We start from the raw sequence: 18,189 nt of genomic DNA, 5'->3' as shown, positions 1-18,189 counted from the left end.
TCGCCTCAGAATTCGTTCTGGATGTGCTTGTAGCCATGCACGAGTTCGTTGTTGGTGCGCGCGACGTCCTCGGAGAACTCGCTCGCGTCGGGCGTGACCTGCGGATAGGCCTCGAGATCCGTCTCGGGCCCGATGCGCTCGGTGGAAGGCACGTGGAAATGCGGCGGCAGCCGGCAGCCGTCCACCACCGCGTTGTAGCGCACCACGCAGCGGTCGCCCACCACGCAGTTGAACAGCACGCTGTTGAAGCCGATGAACACGCCGTCGCCGATCTCGCAGGGGCCATGCACGATGGCCCGGTGCGCGATCGAGGTGCGCTGGCCGATGCTCACGCGCGCGCCCGACTTCGAGTGGATCACCACGCCGTCCTGGATGTTCGAGTGCGCGCCGATCACGATCGGCTCGATATGGCCGTTCGCGTCGATCTCGTCGGCGCGGATCACCGCGTAAGGCCCGATGAAGACGTTCGCCTCGACGATCACCAGGCCGCAGAGCACGGCGGTCGGATCGACGAAGGCGTCGGGATGGATTCGCGGCAGGTCGCCGCGCGGGTTCTTGCGGATCATGTGCGGAAGCTCAGCCCTTGTGCTGGTTGCGGGCGCCGCCCTGGCGCGCCTTGAAACGCGGATTGGTCTTGCAGATCACGTAGATGCGTCCGCGGCGGCGCACCACCTGGCAGTTGCGATCACGTTTTTTCGCTTCCTTCAGCGAGGACAGGACTTGCATGTCTCGGGCTCCGTTGGATGAGAGGATGGGTTCAGTACGCCGGCGTCGGCGCGACCGGCGCTGGATTGGCGATCCGCTCGCCGCGCGCGAGCCGCGACAGCAGCGCGGGATCACGCCATTCCCCGAGGATCGCCGGGGAAAATTCGATGTCCCGAAGATCGATCGGCCCCATCCTCGGGTTCACGGCGTCGGCGCGAAAGCATTGCGCGTAGCCGGTCTCGGTCTCATGGACGATCACCGAGTGCAGTTGCACGTCGGCCTCGCCATTGGCCATGTCGGTCGCGTCGAGCAGCGTGTCGATCAGGCGGAACAACAGGCGCGAGAACTGCTCGGCGCTCGGCGAGACGGGCAGCAGCACCCAGCGCTCGGAATGGCGGCGCATCGCGGCGAGGTAGTCGGCATCGTCGTGGCACCAGAGCGCGACCGCGTGGTCGAAGCCGTCGATCAGCTCGCGCGCCTCGTGCTTGAGCAGGCCGAAGTCGTAGACCATCTGGCCGTGGTCGAACGCGTGGGCCTCGAGCAGCAGTTCGACGCGATAGGAATGGCCATGCACCGAGCTCGCGCAGCGCCGCGTGGTGCAGCCGCGCACGATATGCGCGCTCTCGAAGCGGAACAGCTTGCGGATCAGCATCGTGCGCCCTGGGTCGCGAAGCGGGTGCGGCGCCGGCCGCCGGCGCTGTCGTCGGCGCGGGCTTCCGAATCCGCCTCCAGGGCGGCTGCCGGTTCGAGGTCGAATTCATCGGCCGGCGCGCGCCGCACGCGTTCGCGCGGCACGGCCTCGGCGCCGAGTTCGCGCAGGGCCGATTCGGGCGAGCGCTGCAGCAGGCCGAGCGGCCGCGCGGAAGCCAGCAGGCGCGACTTCGCGCGGATCCGGGCGGATTCGGTCGCCGCGCCGTCGACAGCGGCCAGCAGGCCGTTGAGCCGCGCCAGCGCGGCCGGCACGTTGAGGTCGTTGCGCAGCGCGGCCAGCACCGCCTCGTCGGGTTCCACCGCGGTGTCGACGCGGGTGTCGCGCGCCGCCGCCAGCACGTGGTAGCCGCGCGTGAGCGTGCGCCGCGCCGAGGACAGGCGCTGCAGGTTCCAGTTCAGCGGCTGCCGGTAGTGCACCGACAGCAGGGCGAGCCGGATCGCCTCGCCGGACGCGCGCTCGCGCAGCGCCCGCAGCGTCACCACGTTGCGCAGCGGCTTCGACATCTTCTGCCAGTTCACGGTCAGGAAGGCGTTGTGCAGCCAGGTCCGGCTCGGCGGCATGCCGTTCGCGCAGGCGAGCTGCGCGATCTCGTTCTCGTGATGCGGATGGATCAGGTCCTGGCCGCCGCCATGGATATCGATCTCGCGGCCCAGCTCGCGCTCCAGGACCGCGGTGGATTGCGCGTGCCAGCCGGGACGCCCGGCGCCCCAGGGGCTGGGCCATGCCGGAAAGCCATGCTCGGCCGGCTTCCAGAGCACGAAATCGAGCGGATGGCGCCGGCGCGGCGCGGGTTCGCCGCGCGCCAGCGCGATCATGTCCTCCACCGGGCGGCCGCAAAGCCGGCCATGACCGGGATACGAGGGCACGTGGAACAGCACGTGCCCGGCCTCGATGTAGGCATGGCCGCGTTCCAGCAGGCGCGCGGCCTGCTCGACCACGCCCGCCACCTGCTCGCTCGCGCGAGGTTCGACGTCGGGCGCGAGCACGCCGAGCGCGTCGAGGTCCTCGCGCCAGGCGTCGCGATAACGCGCGGTGAAGGCCTCGACGGACTCGCCGGCGGCGAGCGCGGCCGCGTGGATGCGGTCGTCGACATCGGCCAGCCGGCCGACATGGAGCACGTCCGGGTAGTGCAGGCGCAGCAGCCGGGCGAGCACGTCGAACACCACCGCCGGGCGCACGTTGCCCAGGTGCGCATGGTCGTGCAGGGTCGGGCCGCCGACATAGAGGGTCACTCGCCCCGGCACCGGCGTGCGCAGCGGCGACTTTTCGCGCGTGATCGTGTTGTAGAGCTGGATCGGCGCGTTCATGCGGGCATCTCCCGTGGACGCGAAGCTTGCGCGGCTGCGCTTTCCGAGTCCGCATGCCTCGTCGTCATTTCGGAAAACGAAATAATTGTGCGAGCGGGATTCATGCCGACATGTCTCTGCAAGGATTGAGGTGGTCCGCACGGAATCGGTCCGGGAATGGACGCGCTGCCTTGGGCATGGCTGCCGGCGGGCGCATTGGATGCGGCACGTGCGGCGACAAAGACCGCCGGGCAAATGGCGTCTCGCTACGAACTCGACCGTGATGTGCCGGCGAGAGGCGATGTTACGATATAACGTATCAATTCACAAGCGGAGCACGGCAAGGGGCGCCCGGCCAGCCGAGCCTCAATCAATACATGGGAAACAAATCGACGGCATCGTCGGGCTTTACCTCGCCAAAGGAAGCAAAACCCGCCCGGCGCCGGCCGCTCAGCCCACCACGCCCGTCACCAGCAGCAGGTTGGTGCCGGTGATCACGGCGAACAGCAGCCAGGCGAACAGGCGCGCGGGCAGGCCGATCGCGTTGTCCTGCATCAGCCGGCGGTCGCTGACCGAGCGGATCAGCGGCCACATCGCGAACGGCAGTTGCAGGCTCAGCAGCACCTGGCTCCACACCAGCAGCTTGCCGACCGAGCCGTCGCCGAGCACCAGCACGCCGATCAGCGCCGGCACCAGGGCCAGCCCGCGCGTGATCAGGCGACGCTGGTAGCAGGGAATCTTCACTTGCAGGAAACCGTCCATGATCACCTGCCCGGCGATCGTGCCGGTCAGCGTCGAACTTTGCCCGGAGGCCAGCAGCGCGATGCCGAACAGGATCGCCGCGCCGCCGCCCACCAGGGGCGTGATCAGCTGGTAGGCCTGCTCGATGTCGGCCACGCCGGTATGCCCCGCCGCGTGGAAGGCCGAGCCGGCCAGGATCAGGATCGCCGCGTTCACGCACATCGCCACCAGCAGCGACACCCAGGTATCGACGCGCACCATCGCCAGCGTGTCGCGGACCTGGCCGCGCTCGCCGCCGGTGACGCGGCGGGTCTGGACCACCGAGGAATGCAGGTAGAGGTTGTGCGGCATGATGGTCGCGCCGACGATGCCCAGCGCCAGCACGATCGCGTCCTTGCTGTCATGGCCCGGGTTGCCCGGCACCAGGCCCGCGGCCACCGCGTGCCAGTCGGGCGGCACCATCGCCACCTGCGCCACGAAGCAGAACGCCATGGTGCCGATCAGGCCCAGCACGATCGCCTCGATCTGCCGGAAGCCCTTGCCCTGCAGGCCCAGCACGATCACCGTGTCGAGCGCGGTCAGCACGATGCCCCAGGCCAGCGGCACGCCCAGCAGCAGCTTGAAGGCCAGCGCGCAGCCCAGCACCTCGGCGATGTCGCAGGCAATGATCGAGATCTCGGCGGTGACCCATTGCAGCCACTTGCCGAACGGGCCGTAGCGCTCGTAGCTGGCCTGCGCGAGGTCGCGCCCGGTCACCAGGCCGAGCCGCGCGGCCAGCATCTGCAGGAAGATCGCCGCCAGGCTCGAGAAGGCCACCACCCACAGCAGCGAATAGCCGAATTCGGAGCCGGCCTGGATGTCGGTCGCCCAGTTGCCCGGGTCCATGTAGCCGATCGCCACCAGCAGGCCGGGGCCGGCGAAGCGGCGCAGCTTCTGGGACCACGGCGCGCGGGCATCGATGGTGATGCTGCCCTTCACTTCGGCGGGACAGAACGGGGCGGTCGGAATGGTCGGCAGCGGCATCGGGGGCGGGCGAGAAAAAAGGGAGCGGCACGGTGGAACCCGTGCATTGTACTGAGGCCGGAAAGATCCGGCCGGGATCGTGCGCCGCGAACGACGCCGCCCTATTCTCGTCCCCTCCTGGTGCCGCCAGGGGCGAGCCTGGGCCAAGCCCTCGAGCCACCGACGCGACGAGCCGGCCGCGCCGGCCCAGCCAGCAACCCGCCTTCGCTCAAGCCGGCTGCTGCTGCGTGGTGCAGTGAATGCCCCCGCCGCCGGCCGCCACCCCGTCGATATCGAGCTGGATCACCTCGCGCCCCGGGAACAGGTCCGTCAGCACGTCGCGCGTGTTGCGGTCCGCCTTCGCATCGCCGAACTCGGGGGCGATCACGGCGCGATTGCAGACATAGAAGTTGATGTAGCCCGCCGCGAACTGGTCGTTCTCATACCGGGCGCGCACGCTGCCCGGCCCCGGCAGCGTCACCACCTTCAGCGGGCGGCCCTTCGCGTCGCTGGCCTTGCGCAGGATCGCCAGGTGGCGCTGGGTCACCGCGTGATCGTAGGAGGACGGATCCGGGTCGAGCCCGGCCACCACCACGCCGGGGCTGGCGAAACGCGCATAGAAATCGGTATGACCGTCGGTGATGTCCCGGCCGGCGATGCCGGGCAGCCAGATGATCTTCCTGAGCCCGAGCAGCCGCGACAGCTCCGCCTCGCACCGCGCCTTGTCCAGGCCCGGATTGCGGTTGGCGTTGAGCACGCAGCTCTCGGTGATGATGGCCGTGCCCTCGCCGTCCACCTCGATGCCGCCACCCTCCAGCACCAGGCGCGTCGCCACGCGCGCCGCGCCGGCGCGATCGGCAACCAGGCCCGCCACTTCGGCATCCGCCTCGTGCTCCTGCTTGTTGCCCCAGCCGTTGAAGTTGAAGCCGACCGCGCCGAGCTGCCCGGCCGCGCCCTTGACGAACACCGGGCCGGTATCGCGCATCCAGAGATCGTCGATCTCGCAGGGCACCAGCTCGACCGAGGCGCCGCACAGACGCGCGGCGGTCTCCTGCTCCTGCTCGCGCACCAGCATCTTCACCGGCTCGTGCGCGGCGATCGCCCGCGCGATGCCCGCCAGGTTCTGCCTGACCACCGGCAGCAGCCGGGCGCCCCAGATCGCCTCGCTGGGGCCGAAGGCCATCCAGGTGGCGGCATGCCGGTCGCCCTCGTCGGGCATCCGCCAGGCTTCGTCGCGGGCTTGCGCCGGCAGGCTGAAGGCGCCACCCAGCGCGCCCGTGACCAGCGCGCCGCTGGAGGCCAGCACACCGCGTTTCAGGAAATGGCGTCGTGTCGTCATCTCGAATTCCTCAATCAGATCGATGGAGCCTGTCGCGCCGGCGCGCAGCAGGGTCCGGATTCCGTCCCTTTCATGCCGCGCCTTCACGTTTGGCCGATGCGAGATTGTGCTGGCAGCCAGACTTGATGAAAAATGATGTTTATTGCCCCAATCAATCAACTTTCCTCATATCTCCATGCAGCGCGTTCCTTCCCTGAAATTACTGATGGGCTTCGAGGCGGCCGCGCGCCTGGGCAACTTCTCGCGCGCTGCCGACGAGCTGCACCTGTCGCAATCGGCGATCAGCCACCAGATCCAGCAGCTTGAGGAACAGCTCGGGCAGCCGCTGTTCCGCCGCGTGGGCCGCGGCGTGGAGCTGACGGTGGCCGGCGAGGTGCTGCAGCGAAGCGTACGACGCTCGATGGACACGCTGCGCAGCGGGCTCGGCCGGATCGCCAGCTATCTCGATCCGGGGCTGGTGGTGCTGGTGTGTCCCGCGCCGCTGCTGCACGGCTGGCTGCAACCGCGTCTCGAGCAGTTGCAGCAGGCGCTGCCCGAGCTGTGCCCGCTGCTCTCGACCGACGAGAGCGCGCGCTACGTCGACGAGATCGACGTCGACCTGACGATCGGCGCGCGCCCCATGCAGCAGCCGGGCCTGCTGGAGACGCCGTTGCTGCGCGACGAATGGGTGACGGTTTGCGCGAGCGGACTGGCCCGGCAATTGAGCGGGGTGCCGCGCGCCGAGCATCATCGGCACGCGGGATTGATCTGCCTGGAGGAGAACCTGACCGACGAGAGCACCGCCGCGCTGTTGCGCGGGCCGTTGTCGGCCTACCGGATCAGGGCGATCTACGACGATCAGCGCCTGGTGCTGGATGCCGTGCGACGCGGGCGCGGCCTGGCCTGCGTATCGCGACTGGCGGCGCAGGACGAGATCGCGCGCGGCGCGCTGCGGGTGCTGGAGGATTACCCGCGCCTGCCCGGCACGACCTGGTGGTTGTCACGCGTGGCCGGGCCTTCGCGATCGCCGATCGTCGGGCAACTGCTCGACTGGCTGCTGGCGCAGGGCGACCCGGCGAGCGACGGGACCAATCCCGCCGCCTGAGCCAAGCCGCGCGCCGCCGAACTCAGAGCTGCGCCTCGACGATCGCGCGACCACGAATCGCGCGCTCGACCAGTTGCTCATCCTCGACCTTGCGGATCGCGTCGTCCAGCAAGCCCTCGGGCGCCTCGGTCACCAGCTTCAGCATGCCGGAGAAACCGCGCGCATCGAGCACCACCAGGGTCTCCATCGAATCGGCTCGGCTCACCAGCACGCGGCGCAGGGCCGGGCCGGCGCCGAAGCTGGCACACAGGGAAATCGTCTCGTCGCCGAGCGTGTAGTTGAAGTGCTTGATCATGGCGCACCGTCGCGGCAAGGGGCTGGTCGATGGGCGCGCGCCAGGGCCGGCATGCCGGCGCGTCGGGGCGCGCTGGCGGCGCCGCTCGACAGCTTCGACCGGTCACCGCTATCGGCATGCTAGGGGCCCTGGATTAAGGCGCGCTTAAGAGCCCGAAGGCCGCGGCGCACCCGAACCATCCGGCGCGGCGCGGGCGGCCTTGCCCGCCTCGACGTCGCGCAAGCCGGCCACCGGCACGCGATGCCGGCGCGCGGTCAGGTCGGCGACAATCGACACGGCGATCTCGGGCGGCGTGCCGCCGCCCAGGTACAGCCCGATCGGCGCATGCCGGCGCGCGAGGAAAGCCTCGAGCGCGTTCAATGCCCCGCTCCCTGCGCGCGGATCCGCGCCGAGGCCGCTTCCAGATCGCGCCAGGCCGGCTGGTCCGGCGCGTATCGCTTGCGGATGTAGGCGGCGAGCTCGGCCATCTGGCGATCGTCGAATTCGTCGCGGAAGGCCGGCATGTAGCCGAGCGCGGCCGTGGCCGGCTGAGCGATGCCGTTCTGCAGCACACGCAGCAGGTTGTCGGGATTGGCGTGGCTCACGCTGGTATTGAGCCCCATCAGCGGGCGCACGCCGAAGTGGCCGACGCCGCCCGATTCCGCGTGGCAGACCGCGCAGGCCGCATCGAAGGCGCGCCGCCCGTTCTCCATGCCGAGCGTCGAGACCAGCTCCGCGCCGCCGGCGCGCGACGCGGCGGCGGCCGACGCCGCCTGCGCGTCGACCGAGGGCGACAAGGAGGCGAGGTAATGCGCGATCGCGCGCACGTCGCCCTCGGGCAGCTCGGCCAGCCCCGCCACCACCGGCGCCATCGGCCCGGCCGCCACGCCGTGCTCGGGCGAGAAGCCGGTGCGCAGGTAGCGGAACAGCGCGTCCTCGGTCCAGGGCACCGGCGCCGCGTGCGAGGCGGCGACCAGCGCCGGCGCGTCCCAGCCCTCGGCCTGGCCGCCGCTCAGGTAGGCGAAACCGCCCTTCTCGGCACCCAGCGCGTTGCGCGGCGAATGGCAGGCGCTGCAATGGCCGGCGCCATCGACCAGGTACTTGCCGCGGTTCCACTGCGCCGAGCGCGCCGGATCGGGCACATAGGGCGTGTCGTCGTGATAGAGCCAGTTCCAGCCGGCCACCAGGCGCCGCTGGTTCATCGGGAACGGCAGGCGCGTGGGCGGCAGCACCGCCTTCACCGCCGGCTGGGACATCAGGTAGGCATACAGCGCGAGCATGTCGGGCTCGCTGAGCTTGGCGAAAGCCGTGTACGGAAAAGCCGGGTAGAGATGATGGCCGTCGCGCGAGATGCCCTCGCGCATGGCGCGCGCGAAGGCCGGGTAGGACCAGTTGCCGATGCCGGTCTCGGCATCGGGCGTGAGATTGGTCGAGTAGATCGTGCCGAACGGCGTTTCGAGCGGGAAGCCGCCCGCGTTGGGCTTGCCGCCCGGCGCCGTGTGGCAGACCGCGCAGTCGCCGGCGATCGCCACCAGGCGGCCGCGCTCCAGCGTCTCGGCGCTCCACACCTGGGCGCCGCCCGCCGAGCCGGCCGGGATCGGCGCGATCGGCGCGGGGCCCGGCAGCATCGCGCCGGCCAGGCCGATCAGCCCGCCCACCACGCCGCCGATGCCGCCGCCCTTCAGCCAGCGCCGCCAGCGCTGCGCAGCCGTGGGTTGCCGCGCCGCCATCGCGGCGCGCGCCTGGTGCGTGGCCAGCGCCTCGCGCACCGTGCGCGCGTCGAAGGGCGGCGCGCGAAAGCGCACGCCGGTGGCGTCGTAAAGCGCGTTCGCGATCGCCGCCGCCGCGGGCGCGGCGGCCCGTTCTAGCCGCGCGCGTTCGGCCGGGTCCAGCGAAGCGAGGTCCGGCGCGGCCGCCGGCTCGCCCGTGGCCTGGCCGGCGCGCGTGAGTTCGTAGGCGAGCGCGTCGCCGCCTGCGCCACCTTCACCGGCGCTCTCGTCGAAGGCATGACGCGCGGCATGCTGCACGCCGAGCAGGCGCGCCACCGTGGCCTCCACCTGCGCGGCCGCCACGCCCGAGCCGCGCGGCAAGCCGTCGGGGCCGGGCTCGCCGGCGCCCTGCCCGGCCACCACGCGACGCAGCGCGATATCGCCGCTGGCCGGATCGACCTCGATGTCGACCACCCAGGCGCTCCAGTCCGAACGCGCGTCGAGCGACGCGGTGCCCGGCGCGCCCTGCTCGGCCCGATCCGCCTCGACGCGCCGCCCGTCGAAAGCGAAACCGCGTCCGCGCAACCAGGACGAGGCCGGCACGGCCACCGCCGGCGCCTGCCATCGGGCCCGCTCGCTCACCATCCGGATCACCGCCTGCGCGCCCGCGTCGGCGACCGGATCGAGATGGCGCAGGCGCAGTTCGACGGGATCGGCGCGCAACTCGGCCGCGCATTCGTCGAGACCCGATTCGCGCGCGAACACGTGCGCATGCGCCGGAATCGCGAACGCGGGATCCTCCACCTCGATGCGCGCCTCGGCGTGCCGATAGACGAAGGGCAAGGCGCGCTCGCCATACCCGCCATATGCGCCAGAATCGCCATGAGCAGGCGCCTCGCCCGATACCGGCGCCGGCCGCGAGCGCGCCTCGCCGCTCGCCGTCGACAGGCGCGCCCGGTAGCGCCAGCTCGCGAGCCGGCCCTGCTCCGAGATCCCCGCCTCGACATCGAGCATCGCGCTCACGCCCGGCGTGCCGGTCGGCCAGCCGTATTCGGCATGGCGCCGCGAGGCGACCTCGGCGGCATCTCGCTCGCCCGGCGCCGCAGCCAGGCTTGCCGCCGGCGCCTCGCGCGCCTCGGCCAGCGCGGTCGAGGCGGCTTCGTTCACCGCGCGATCAGGCTTCATGGTCGGCTTGCAGGTAACGTGCCGCGCGCTGCACGGCGCGCACGATCTCGAGATGGGTGCCGCAGCGGCACAGATTGAAACGCAGCGCCTCGCGGATCGCGTCGTCGTCGGGCGCCGGCTCGCGGTCGAGCAGGGCCTTGGCGCTCATGATCATGCCGTTCAGGCAGTAGCCGCATTGCGCGGCCTGCTCCTCGATGAAGGCACGCTGGATCGGATGCAGCGCCTCGGGCGTGCCGAGCCCTTCGAGCGTGGTGACCTCGCGCCCGCTCGCGGCGCCGGCCGGCACCACGCAGGAACGCGTCGCCTGGCCGTCGACCAGCACCGTGCAGGCGCCGCATTGGCCGAGCCCGCAGCCGTACTTCGGGCCGTTCAGGGCGAAATCGTTACGCAGGATCAGCAGCAGGGGCGTGTCGGGCGCGGCGTCGGGGACGCGGCGCACCTCGCCGTTGACGCGGAGCGTGAGCGGCCCCGCCGGATGGCCGGAATGCGACATGACAGACTCGATTCAATAGGCCGACGCGCGTGGCAGACGCGCGAGCCGGCAGGCAACTCCGCGCGGCGCAGGCCGCGCGATTCCGTTATACCTCGCCGAAATTCCGGCCGGGGCGGCCTCGAACTTCCGTCAGGCCTCGCCGCCCCTCGATGCGCGGGGCGCCCGGCCAGCGCCCCTTGCCGCTACCGCCTCAGCCGGCCACCGGCTCGCGGCTCGGCGCCTCCAGCGGCACGCCGAACACATCATAGGCGAACACCCAGGCCGGGTCCTCGTTGGTGCGCAGCCAGGTGTTGTTGTGCGAGACCAGCTGCACCTTCGAGGCGCGCGCCGCGCGGTTCGCCTCGTAGAGCGCGAAGGCGTTCGCGTAGTCGGCGATGCCGACCTCGTCGAGGCAGCGCGCGAGCATCGCCGCGTCCTCGATCGCCATCGCCGCGCCCTGCGCCATGTGAGGCTTCATCGGATGGCAGGCATCGCCGAGCAGCACCAGCCGGCCGCGGCTCCAGAGCGGCAGCGGATCGCGTTCGAGCAGCGGCCACTTGGTGATCGAGGGCGAGACGTCGATCAGGTGCTGGATGTCGGGATGGAAACCGTCGAAGGCCTCGCGCATCTCCTCGCGGCTGCTGTCGACCATCGACACGCCGGCCGGCCACTCGGCCTGCGGCACGCCCGTCACGTAGTAATACTCGTCGCGCTTCTCGGTGACGTAGTAGACCATCATGTGGCGGTCGCCCGACCACCACTTCACGCACATGTCGTAGGGCTTGTTGTCGAGCAGCGAGGCCGGGAACACCGCGCGATGCGCCACGTAACCGGTGTAGCGCGGCGGCTCGGCGCCGAGCAGGTGCTCGCGCAGCCGCGAATTCACGCCGTCCGCGCCGATCGCGATATCGGCCGTCTCCACCGTGCCGTCGTCGAAGCTGAGGCGCACCTCGCTGCCGGTGTCCTCGATCGCCGTGAGCTTGCGGCCGAAGGCGATGGTGCCCGGCGCCACGGCCTGGGTCATCAGCGCGTGGAAATCGCCGCGATGCACGGTCAGGTAGCTCGCGCCGTAGGTCTTCAGCGCGAAATCGCCGAGCGGGATCTGCGACATGACCTCGGCCGTGATGCCGTCGCGGCTGTACCAGAAATCCGGATGCGAACCCATCGCGTTCAGCGCGTCCTCGCAGCCGATCCTGCGCATGATCTTCATCACGTTCGGGCCGAGGTGGATGCCGGCGCCGAGCCGCGAGAACGACGGCGCCTGCTCGTAGAGCCGCACGTCGTAGCCGCTGCGCTGCAGCAGCGCGGCGGCGGCGGTGCCGCCGAGGCCGGCGCCCACGATCGCGATACGGGGTTGCTTCATCGGAATCTCCTCATCTGAGCGCCGGCGGCGGGGACGGTCGGCCACGGCGGCTGGTTACGTTGAAATCTAGCGTACACACTGAAAAATATTCGCACAAGCAAAAATTTTCGCACCGTATCCGGGCACGCTGCCCGCACCAATATCGATCGAATTCTTGGCAAATCAAAGGGATTACCCTTAAGCCTCCGGCATTTTTGAGACGTTGTGATATTCAAATGTACACGCTAGACTTTGCCTCAGATCCGGCGATCGCCCGGCGCCGATGCCAGCATCGATGCGACGCCGCCCGGCGCCAATCCGCCGCCATCCATTCGCAGCCCAGGAGCCCCTGATGACCCGCACCTTCCGCATCGGCCAGATCGTGCCGAGCTCGAACACCACCATGGAAACCGAGATCCCCGCGATGCTGCGGCTGCGCGAGGCGATCCGCCCGGAGCGCTTCACCTTCCATTCGAGCCGCATGCGCATGAAGAAGGTGGTCAAGGAGGAACTGGCCGCGATGGATGCCGAATCCGATCGCTGCGCGCTCGAGCTGTCGGACGCGCGCGTCGACGTGCTCGGCTACGCCTGCCTGGTGGCGATCATGGCGATGGGCCGCGGCTACCACCGCGTTTCGCAGGAACGCCTGACGCGCCACACCGCCGAGAACGGCGCCAAGGCGCCGGTGCTGACCAGCGCGGGCGCGCTGGTCGACGCGCTGAAGGTGATCGGCGCGAAGAAGATCGTGGTGGTCGCGCCCTACATGAAGCCGCTCACCGAGCTGGTGGTCGACTACATCGGCCACGAGGGTTATGAAGTGATCGCCTGGCGCGCGCTCGAGATCCCCGACAACCTCGACGTCGGCCGCCACGATCCGGCGCGCCTGCCCGAGATCGTCAAGAGCCTGCCCTACCAGGACGCCGACGCGATCGTGCTGTCGGCCTGCGTGCAGATGCCCTCGCTGCCGGCGGTGGCCAAGGTCGAGGCGATGACGGGCAAGCCGGTGATCACTGCCGCGATCGCCACCACCTACTCGATCCTGCGCGAACTCGATCTCGAGCCGATCGTGCCGGGCGCCGGCGCGCTGCTGTCGGGCGCTTACTGAGCGAGGCCGCCATCATGAGCTCCACCTTCCTGTACGGCGCCAACGTCCACGCCAACGGCATCCGCCAGCACTACCTGCGCTACGGCGGCGCGAGCGGCGAGCGCGCCGCGCGGCCCGCCGTGATCCTGATTCCCGGCATCACCAGCCCGGCCATCACCTGGGGTTTCGTCGGCGAGGTGTTCGGCGCGCGCTTCGACACCTATGTGATCGACGTGCGCGGCCGCGGCCTGTCCTCCGCCTCGGACACGCTCGACTACAGCCTCGACGCGCAGGCCGCCGACGTGGCCGCGTTGGCCGCGGCGCTGAAACTCAAACGTTACGCGCTGGTCGGCCATTCGATGGGCGCGCGCATCGCCGCGCGCGCCGCGCTGCGGATCGAGGCGGGCCTCGAATCGGTGGTGCTGGTCGATCCGCCCGTCTCGGGGCCGGGCCGCCGCGAATACCCGGGCAAGCTGCCCTGGTACGTCGATTCGATGGCGCTGGCGCGTGCCGGCACCGACGCCGAGGGCATGCGCGCCTTCTGCCCGAGCTGGACCGACGAGGAACTGCGCTTGCGCGCCGAATGGCTGCACACCTGCGACGAGCGCGCCGTGCTGGCCTCCTACGAAGGTTTCCACCAGGACGATTTTCATGCCGACGCGGCGCGGCTGCGCGTGAGCTCGCTGCTGATCACCGCCGAGCGCGGCGACGTGGTGCGCGACGAGGACGTGGCCGAGCTGCAGCGCGCCACCCCGGCGATGCGCCATGTGCGCGTGCCGGCCGCCGGCCACATGATTCCCTGGGACAACGCGGCCGGCTTCTACGCGGCCTTCGGCGATTTCCTCGGCGCGCCGCTGGTGCCCGCCACGGCCGCTGCCTGATTCGAACGGAGCCGAACATGCCGATTAGCGATTTCCAATTGATCGACGCGTGGAAGCGCGTGCTGACGCTGTCGCGCCTCGAGGCGGGGCAGACCGTGACGATCCTGACCAGTTCCTCGACCCATCCGCAGACGCTGTCCTGCGCGCTGATCGCCACCCAGCAGATGGGGGCGATCGTGAACCGCCTGGACCTGCCGCCCGTGAACGGCGAGAAGGCCTTCAGCCGCGATTCGCTGGCCTATCTCGGCACCACGCCGCTGACCGGCAACCGCGCCGCGATCGCGGCCCTGAAGGCCAGCGACCTGGTGCTCGACCTGATGACCCTGCTGTTCTCCCCGGAGCAGCACGACATCCTGAAGTCCGGCACCAAGATCCTGCTGGCCGTCGAGCCGCCCGAGGTACTGGCGCGCCTGGTGCCCACCGAGGGCGACCGCACGCGCGTGCTGGCCGCCGCCGCGAAGATCTCGGCCGCGCGCGAGATGCGCGTCAGCTCGCCGGCCGGCACCGCGCTGGTCTGCCCGCTCGGCGATTTCGGGCCGACCGCCGAATACGGCTACGTCGACGAGCCGGGCCGCTGGGACCACTGGCCGAGCGGCTTCGCGCTGACCTTCCCGAACGACCGTGGCGCGCACGGCACCATCGTGATCGACCGCGGCGACATCCTGCTGCCGCAGAAGCACTATGTGTCCGAGCCGATCGTGCTGACGGTGGAAGGCGGTTATGCCACCCGCATCGAGGGCGGCGTGGATGCCGCGCTGCTGCGCGACTACATGGAAACCTTCCAGGATCCGGAAGGTTATGCGATCTCGCATATCGGCTGGGGGCTGCAGCCGCGCGCGCGCTGGTCCACGCTGGGCCTCTACGATCGCGAGGCCACCATCGGCATGGACGCGCGCGCCTTCGAGGGCAATTTCCTGTTCTCGCTCGGCCCGAACAACGAGGGCGGCGGCGATCGCACCACCACCTGCCATATCGACATTCCCCTGCGCCACTGCACCGTGCAACTCGACGACGACGTCGTGGTGCGCGACGGGCGCGTGCTCGACCAACCCGCCTGACGAGGCCCGCGCATGAGCACCATCGATACACTGTCCCGCCACGCCGAAGCCGGCGTCTACCGCCAGCAGGGTTTCGGCACGCCGCTGCCGCCGGCCGGCAACATCGGCCTGCTGATCATCGACCTGGTGGTCGGCTTCGCCGATCCCGCCACCTTCGGCGGCGGCAACATCCCCGCCGCGATCGCGCGCACGCGCCAGGCGCTGGCGATCGCGCGCGAACGCGGCTGGCCGGTCGCGCACAGCCGCATCGTCTATGCCGAGGACGGCAGCGACGACAACGTGTTCTCGCTGAAGGTACCCGGCATGGCCACCCTCACCGAGGATCACCCGAACAGCCAGATCGTCCCCGAGCTCGCGCCCGCGGCCGGCGAGCTGGTGGTGCGCAAGCAGGTGCCCTCGGCCTTCTTCGGCACCCAGCTCGCGCCCTGGCTCACCCAGCGCGCGGTGCGCACCCTGCTGGTGGCCGGCGCGGTGACCAGCGGCTGCGTGCGCGCCAGCGTGGTGGACGCGATGTCGTTCGGCTTCCGGCCCTTCGTGCTGTCCGACTGCGTGGGCGACCGCGCGATCGCCCCGCACGAGGCCAACCTGTTCGACATGGCGCAGAAGTACGCGGCCGTGATGCCGCTCGACGAGGCGATCGCCGCGATCGAGGCGGTGCAGGCGGCGCGCTGAGGTCGAGGTCGAAGCCGCATTCGCCCTGGCCGCTCCGGCTCGCCTGGCGCGCCGGAGCGGCGAGGGCAAGCGGCTGAAGGCTGGCGGGGCTGAATTGACCGGCTCGATTCATCGGCTCAATTCATCAGCCCGCTTCATCGGCCCGACTCGCCCGCAAGATTGACCGGCGCGTTTTGGCCAACTAGATTGCCGGATGCCGGCGCGCCTCGCGCCCCGTCGTCCGGCCTTCCTCCCTCCTCGCGGAACCGATGCCCGTGAACCGCTCCGAACTGCTTGCCCGCGACGGCTGCCTGAGCGTGATCCGGCGCCCCGCGGCCCCCGTCAAGCCCGCCCCGGGCCAGCCCGGCAGCCTGTCCTCGTACACGCCCGAGGTGCCCGAGGTATTCGTCGCGATCCTCGACGACGGCCGCGTGCTCGCCTTCAACGGCCACGTCGACCTCGGCACCGGCATCCGCACCTCGCTGGGCCAGATCGTCGCCGAGGAACTCGACCTGCTGCCGCCCCAGGTCGAGATGCTGCTAGGCGACACGGCCGCGACACCGAACCAGGGCCCGACGATCGCCAGCGCGACCATCCAGATCTCCGCCAAGCCCTTGCGCGCGGCGGCCGCCCAGGCGCGCCGCAAGCTGCTCGAACTGGCCGCCGCGCGACTGGGCGTGCAGCTCGAACGGCTCGCGAGCGACGGCGGTGTCGTTTCGATCGTCGATGGCGATGGCGATGGCGATGGCGATGGCGATGGCGATGGCGATGGCGATGGCGATGGCGATGGCGATGGCGATGGCAAGGATCAGCGCGGCAGCCCGATCGACGCAAGCCGGCGCCTGAGCTTCGCGGAACTGGTCAGCGGCCTGCGCCTCGCGCTGGAGCTCGAGCTCGACACGCCCGTCAAGGACCCATCGCGCTACCGCGTGATCGGCCGCTCGTCGCCGCGCGTCGACCTGCCCGCCAAGGCCACCGGCCAGCTCACCTTCGTGCACGACATGCGCGTGCCCGGCATGCTGCATGGCCGCGTGATCCGCCCGCCCTACAGTGGCCTGGACAGCGGCCCCTTCGTCGGCCGCCTGCTGGCCGGCGTCGAGCGCGAGTCGATCGCCCATCTGCCCGGCATCGTCGCGGTGGTGACGCTGGGCGATTTCGTCGGCGTGGTGGCCGAGCGCGAGGAACAGGCGATGCGCGCGGCGCGCGAGCTGCGCGTGCGCTGGCATCCGCTGCCGCCGCTGCCCTCGCTCGACGATCCGCGCGCGGCGATCGAGGCCGCGCCGGCCACGCGCCGCCCGCTGCTGGAGCAAGGCGATGTCGAGGCGGCGCGCGACACGCCCGGCGCGATCACCCTCTCGCGCACCTACGTCTGGCCCTACCAGCTGCACGGCTCGATCGGCCCGTCCTGCGCGCTGGCCGACTACCGCACCGCGGGAGCAGGCCGCATCACCGTGTGGTCCGGCACGCAGAACCCCGTCACGCTGCGCTACGACCTCGCCACCCTGGTCGGCCGCGACGAGGCCGATCTCGACATCGTGCGCATGGAAGCGGCCGGCTGCTACGGCCGAAACGGCGCCGACGACGTCTGCGGCGATGCGCTGCTGCTCTCGCGCGCGGTCGGCCGCCCGGTGCGCGTGCAGCTCACGCGCGCCGACGAACATCTGTGGGAGCCCAAGGGCACCGGCCAGGTGGTCTCGGTCACCGGCACCGTGAGCCGCGAGGGCCGCCTGCTCGGTTACGACTTCGCCACCCGCTACCCGTCCAACGACGCGCCGCTGCTGGCCTCGCTGCTGACCGGCACGATCCCCGCCGAGCCGCGCGTGTTCGAGATGGGCGATCGCACGGCGGTATCGCCCTACGAGAGCCCGAACCGGCGCTTCGTCTGCGACGACCTCGCGCCGCTGGTGCGCTCCTCGTGGTTTCGCAGCGTGTCCGCGCTACCGAATTCCTTCGCCCACGACGCCTTCGCCGACGAATGCGCGGCGCTGGCCGGCGTCGACCCGCTGGAATTCCGGCTGCGCCACCTGGCCGACACACGCGCGGCCGAGCTGCTGCAGGCGGTGGCGCAGCGCGCCGGCTGGGTGTCGCGGCCGCAGGCGAGGCCCGACGAGGCGCGGCTCGCGCGCGGACGCGGCATCGCCTACGCGCGCTACGTGCACAGCCGCTTCCCCGGCTTCGGCGCGGCCTGGTCGGCCTGGATCGTCGAGCTGCTGGTGGATCGCGTGACGGGCGAGATACGGGTGGAGCGCGTGACGGTCGGCCAGGACACCGGCACCATGATCAACCCCGACGGCGTGCGCCACCAGATCCACGGCAACGTGATCCAGGTGCTGAGCCGCTCGCTGAAGGAGCGCGTGCGCTTCGTGGACGGCAAGGTGGCCGCGCGCGAATGGGCCAGCTACCCGATCCTGACCTTCCCCGAGCTGCCCGCCGTGGACGTGGTGCTGATGCCGCGCCAGGGCGAGCCGCCGCTCGGCGCGGGCGAATCGGCCTCGGTGCCGGGGCCGGCCGCGCTCGCCAATGCGATCTTCGACGCGACCGGCGTGCGCCTGTACGCACCGCCTTTCAACGCGGAGACGGTGAGGGAAGGATTGCGCGCAGCCGGCCGCCTGCTGGAAGCGTCGGCGCCGGAGCGTGCCTGAGCGCGCCACGCGCCATCAGGCA

General features: G+C 70.7%; 17 protein-coding genes. 6 read left to right on the top strand and 11 right to left on the bottom strand.

Annotated features, from left to right (window positions below):
• Positions 1–5: 5 nt before the first annotated feature.
• The 6 genes from BM43_RS29750 to BM43_RS29725 form a co-directional block, all read right to left on the bottom strand.
• Positions 6–566 (bottom strand): gamma carbonic anhydrase family protein, encoded by a 561-nt coding sequence (locus tag BM43_RS29750; RefSeq protein WP_013697304.1) that lies wholly within the window; start codon positions 564–566, stop codon positions 6–8.
• A gap of 10 nt (positions 567–576) precedes the next feature.
• A complete protein-coding gene (gene ykgO, locus BM43_RS29745; protein WP_017920355.1) occupies positions 577–726 on the bottom strand; it encodes a type B 50S ribosomal protein L36 in 150 nt (49 codons plus the stop codon).
• A gap of 31 nt (positions 727–757) precedes the next feature.
• Positions 758–1,357, bottom strand: coding sequence for a 6-pyruvoyl trahydropterin synthase family protein (locus BM43_RS29740; RefSeq protein WP_036052092.1), 600 nt, complete (start codon positions 1,355–1,357; stop codon positions 758–760).
• Positions 1,351–2,724: a cysteine--tRNA ligase gene (locus BM43_RS29735; protein ID WP_036052094.1), complete on the bottom strand. Its 1,374-nt coding sequence runs from the start codon at positions 2,722–2,724 to the stop codon at positions 1,351–1,353. The genes BM43_RS29740 and BM43_RS29735 overlap by 7 nt, the downstream gene beginning before the upstream one ends.
• A 429-nt stretch (positions 2,725–3,153) precedes the next feature.
• Positions 3,154–4,467 (bottom strand): Nramp family divalent metal transporter, encoded by a 1,314-nt coding sequence (locus BM43_RS29730; RefSeq protein WP_013697300.1) that lies wholly within the window; start codon positions 4,465–4,467, stop codon positions 3,154–3,156.
• A 208-nt stretch (positions 4,468–4,675) separates the two neighbouring features.
• Positions 4,676–5,785 carry an agmatine deiminase family protein gene (locus tag BM43_RS29725; RefSeq protein ID WP_036053622.1) on the bottom strand — a complete coding sequence of 370 codons (1,110 nt, stop codon included), beginning with the start codon at positions 5,783–5,785 and terminating at the stop codon, positions 4,676–4,678.
• A 175-nt stretch (positions 5,786–5,960) separates the two neighbouring features.
• On the opposite strand from BM43_RS29725, the gene BM43_RS29720 reads away from it, so the two are divergent.
• Positions 5,961–6,869, top strand: coding sequence for a LysR family transcriptional regulator (locus BM43_RS29720; protein WP_036052095.1), 909 nt, complete (start codon positions 5,961–5,963; stop codon positions 6,867–6,869).
• Between the two features lie 22 nt (positions 6,870–6,891).
• Here the strand turns inward: BM43_RS29720 and BM43_RS29715 are convergent, their stop codons facing one another.
• From BM43_RS29715 to BM43_RS29695, 5 genes are all read right to left on the bottom strand, one after another.
• Complete coding sequence (locus BM43_RS29715) at positions 6,892–7,164, bottom strand: hypothetical protein (RefSeq protein WP_017921582.1); 273 nt, start codon at positions 7,162–7,164, stop codon at positions 6,892–6,894.
• Positions 7,165–7,308: 144 nt separating this feature from the next.
• Positions 7,309–7,524, bottom strand: coding sequence for an XdhC family protein (locus BM43_RS29710; protein ID WP_036052097.1), 216 nt, complete (start codon positions 7,522–7,524; stop codon positions 7,309–7,311).
• A complete protein-coding gene (locus tag BM43_RS29705) occupies positions 7,521–10,037 on the bottom strand; it encodes a cytochrome c (RefSeq protein ID WP_036052098.1) in 2,517 nt (838 codons plus the stop codon). The genes BM43_RS29710 and BM43_RS29705 overlap by 4 nt, the downstream gene beginning before the upstream one ends.
• Positions 10,027–10,530 (bottom strand): (2Fe-2S)-binding protein, encoded by a 504-nt coding sequence (locus tag BM43_RS29700; protein ID WP_036052099.1) that lies wholly within the window; start codon positions 10,528–10,530, stop codon positions 10,027–10,029. Before BM43_RS29700 ends, BM43_RS29705 begins: the two co-directional genes overlap by 11 nt.
• 190 nt (positions 10,531–10,720) lie before the next feature.
• Positions 10,721–11,872 carry an FAD-dependent monooxygenase gene (locus BM43_RS29695; RefSeq protein WP_013697295.1) on the bottom strand — a complete coding sequence of 384 codons (1,152 nt, stop codon included), beginning with the start codon at positions 11,870–11,872 and terminating at the stop codon, positions 10,721–10,723.
• Positions 11,873–12,203: 331 nt separating this feature from the next.
• On the opposite strand from BM43_RS29695, the gene BM43_RS29690 reads away from it, so the two are divergent.
• From BM43_RS29690 to BM43_RS29670, 5 genes are all read left to right on the top strand, one after another.
• Positions 12,204–12,956 carry a maleate cis-trans isomerase family protein gene (locus BM43_RS29690; protein WP_013697294.1) on the top strand — a complete coding sequence of 251 codons (753 nt, stop codon included), beginning with the start codon at positions 12,204–12,206 and terminating at the stop codon, positions 12,954–12,956.
• A gap of 14 nt (positions 12,957–12,970) precedes the next feature.
• Positions 12,971–13,816 (top strand): alpha/beta fold hydrolase, encoded by an 846-nt coding sequence (locus BM43_RS29685; RefSeq protein ID WP_036052100.1) that lies wholly within the window; start codon positions 12,971–12,973, stop codon positions 13,814–13,816.
• A 17-nt stretch (positions 13,817–13,833) separates the two neighbouring features.
• Positions 13,834–14,874 carry a 2,5-dihydroxypyridine 5,6-dioxygenase NicX family protein gene (locus BM43_RS29680; RefSeq protein WP_036034194.1) on the top strand — a complete coding sequence of 347 codons (1,041 nt, stop codon included), beginning with the start codon at positions 13,834–13,836 and terminating at the stop codon, positions 14,872–14,874.
• 21 nt (positions 14,875–14,895) lie between these two features.
• Entirely contained in the window at positions 14,896–15,546 is a 651-nt protein-coding gene (locus BM43_RS29675; protein WP_036053624.1) for an isochorismatase family protein, read from the top strand.
• Between the two features lie 254 nt (positions 15,547–15,800).
• On the top strand, positions 15,801–18,167 hold the full coding sequence (locus tag BM43_RS29670) for a xanthine dehydrogenase family protein molybdopterin-binding subunit (protein ID WP_042284431.1): 2,367 nt from the start codon (positions 15,801–15,803) through the stop codon (positions 18,165–18,167).
• Positions 18,168–18,189 lie beyond the last annotated feature (22 nt).

Origin of the sequence: Burkholderia gladioli (assembly GCF_000959725.1) — a bacterium.
In the GTDB taxonomy this organism is placed as follows: domain Bacteria; phylum Pseudomonadota; class Gammaproteobacteria; order Burkholderiales; family Burkholderiaceae; genus Burkholderia; species Burkholderia gladioli.
Note: the sequence above shows the minus strand (reverse complement) of the source record. Positions and strands in the feature narration are given on the sequence as shown.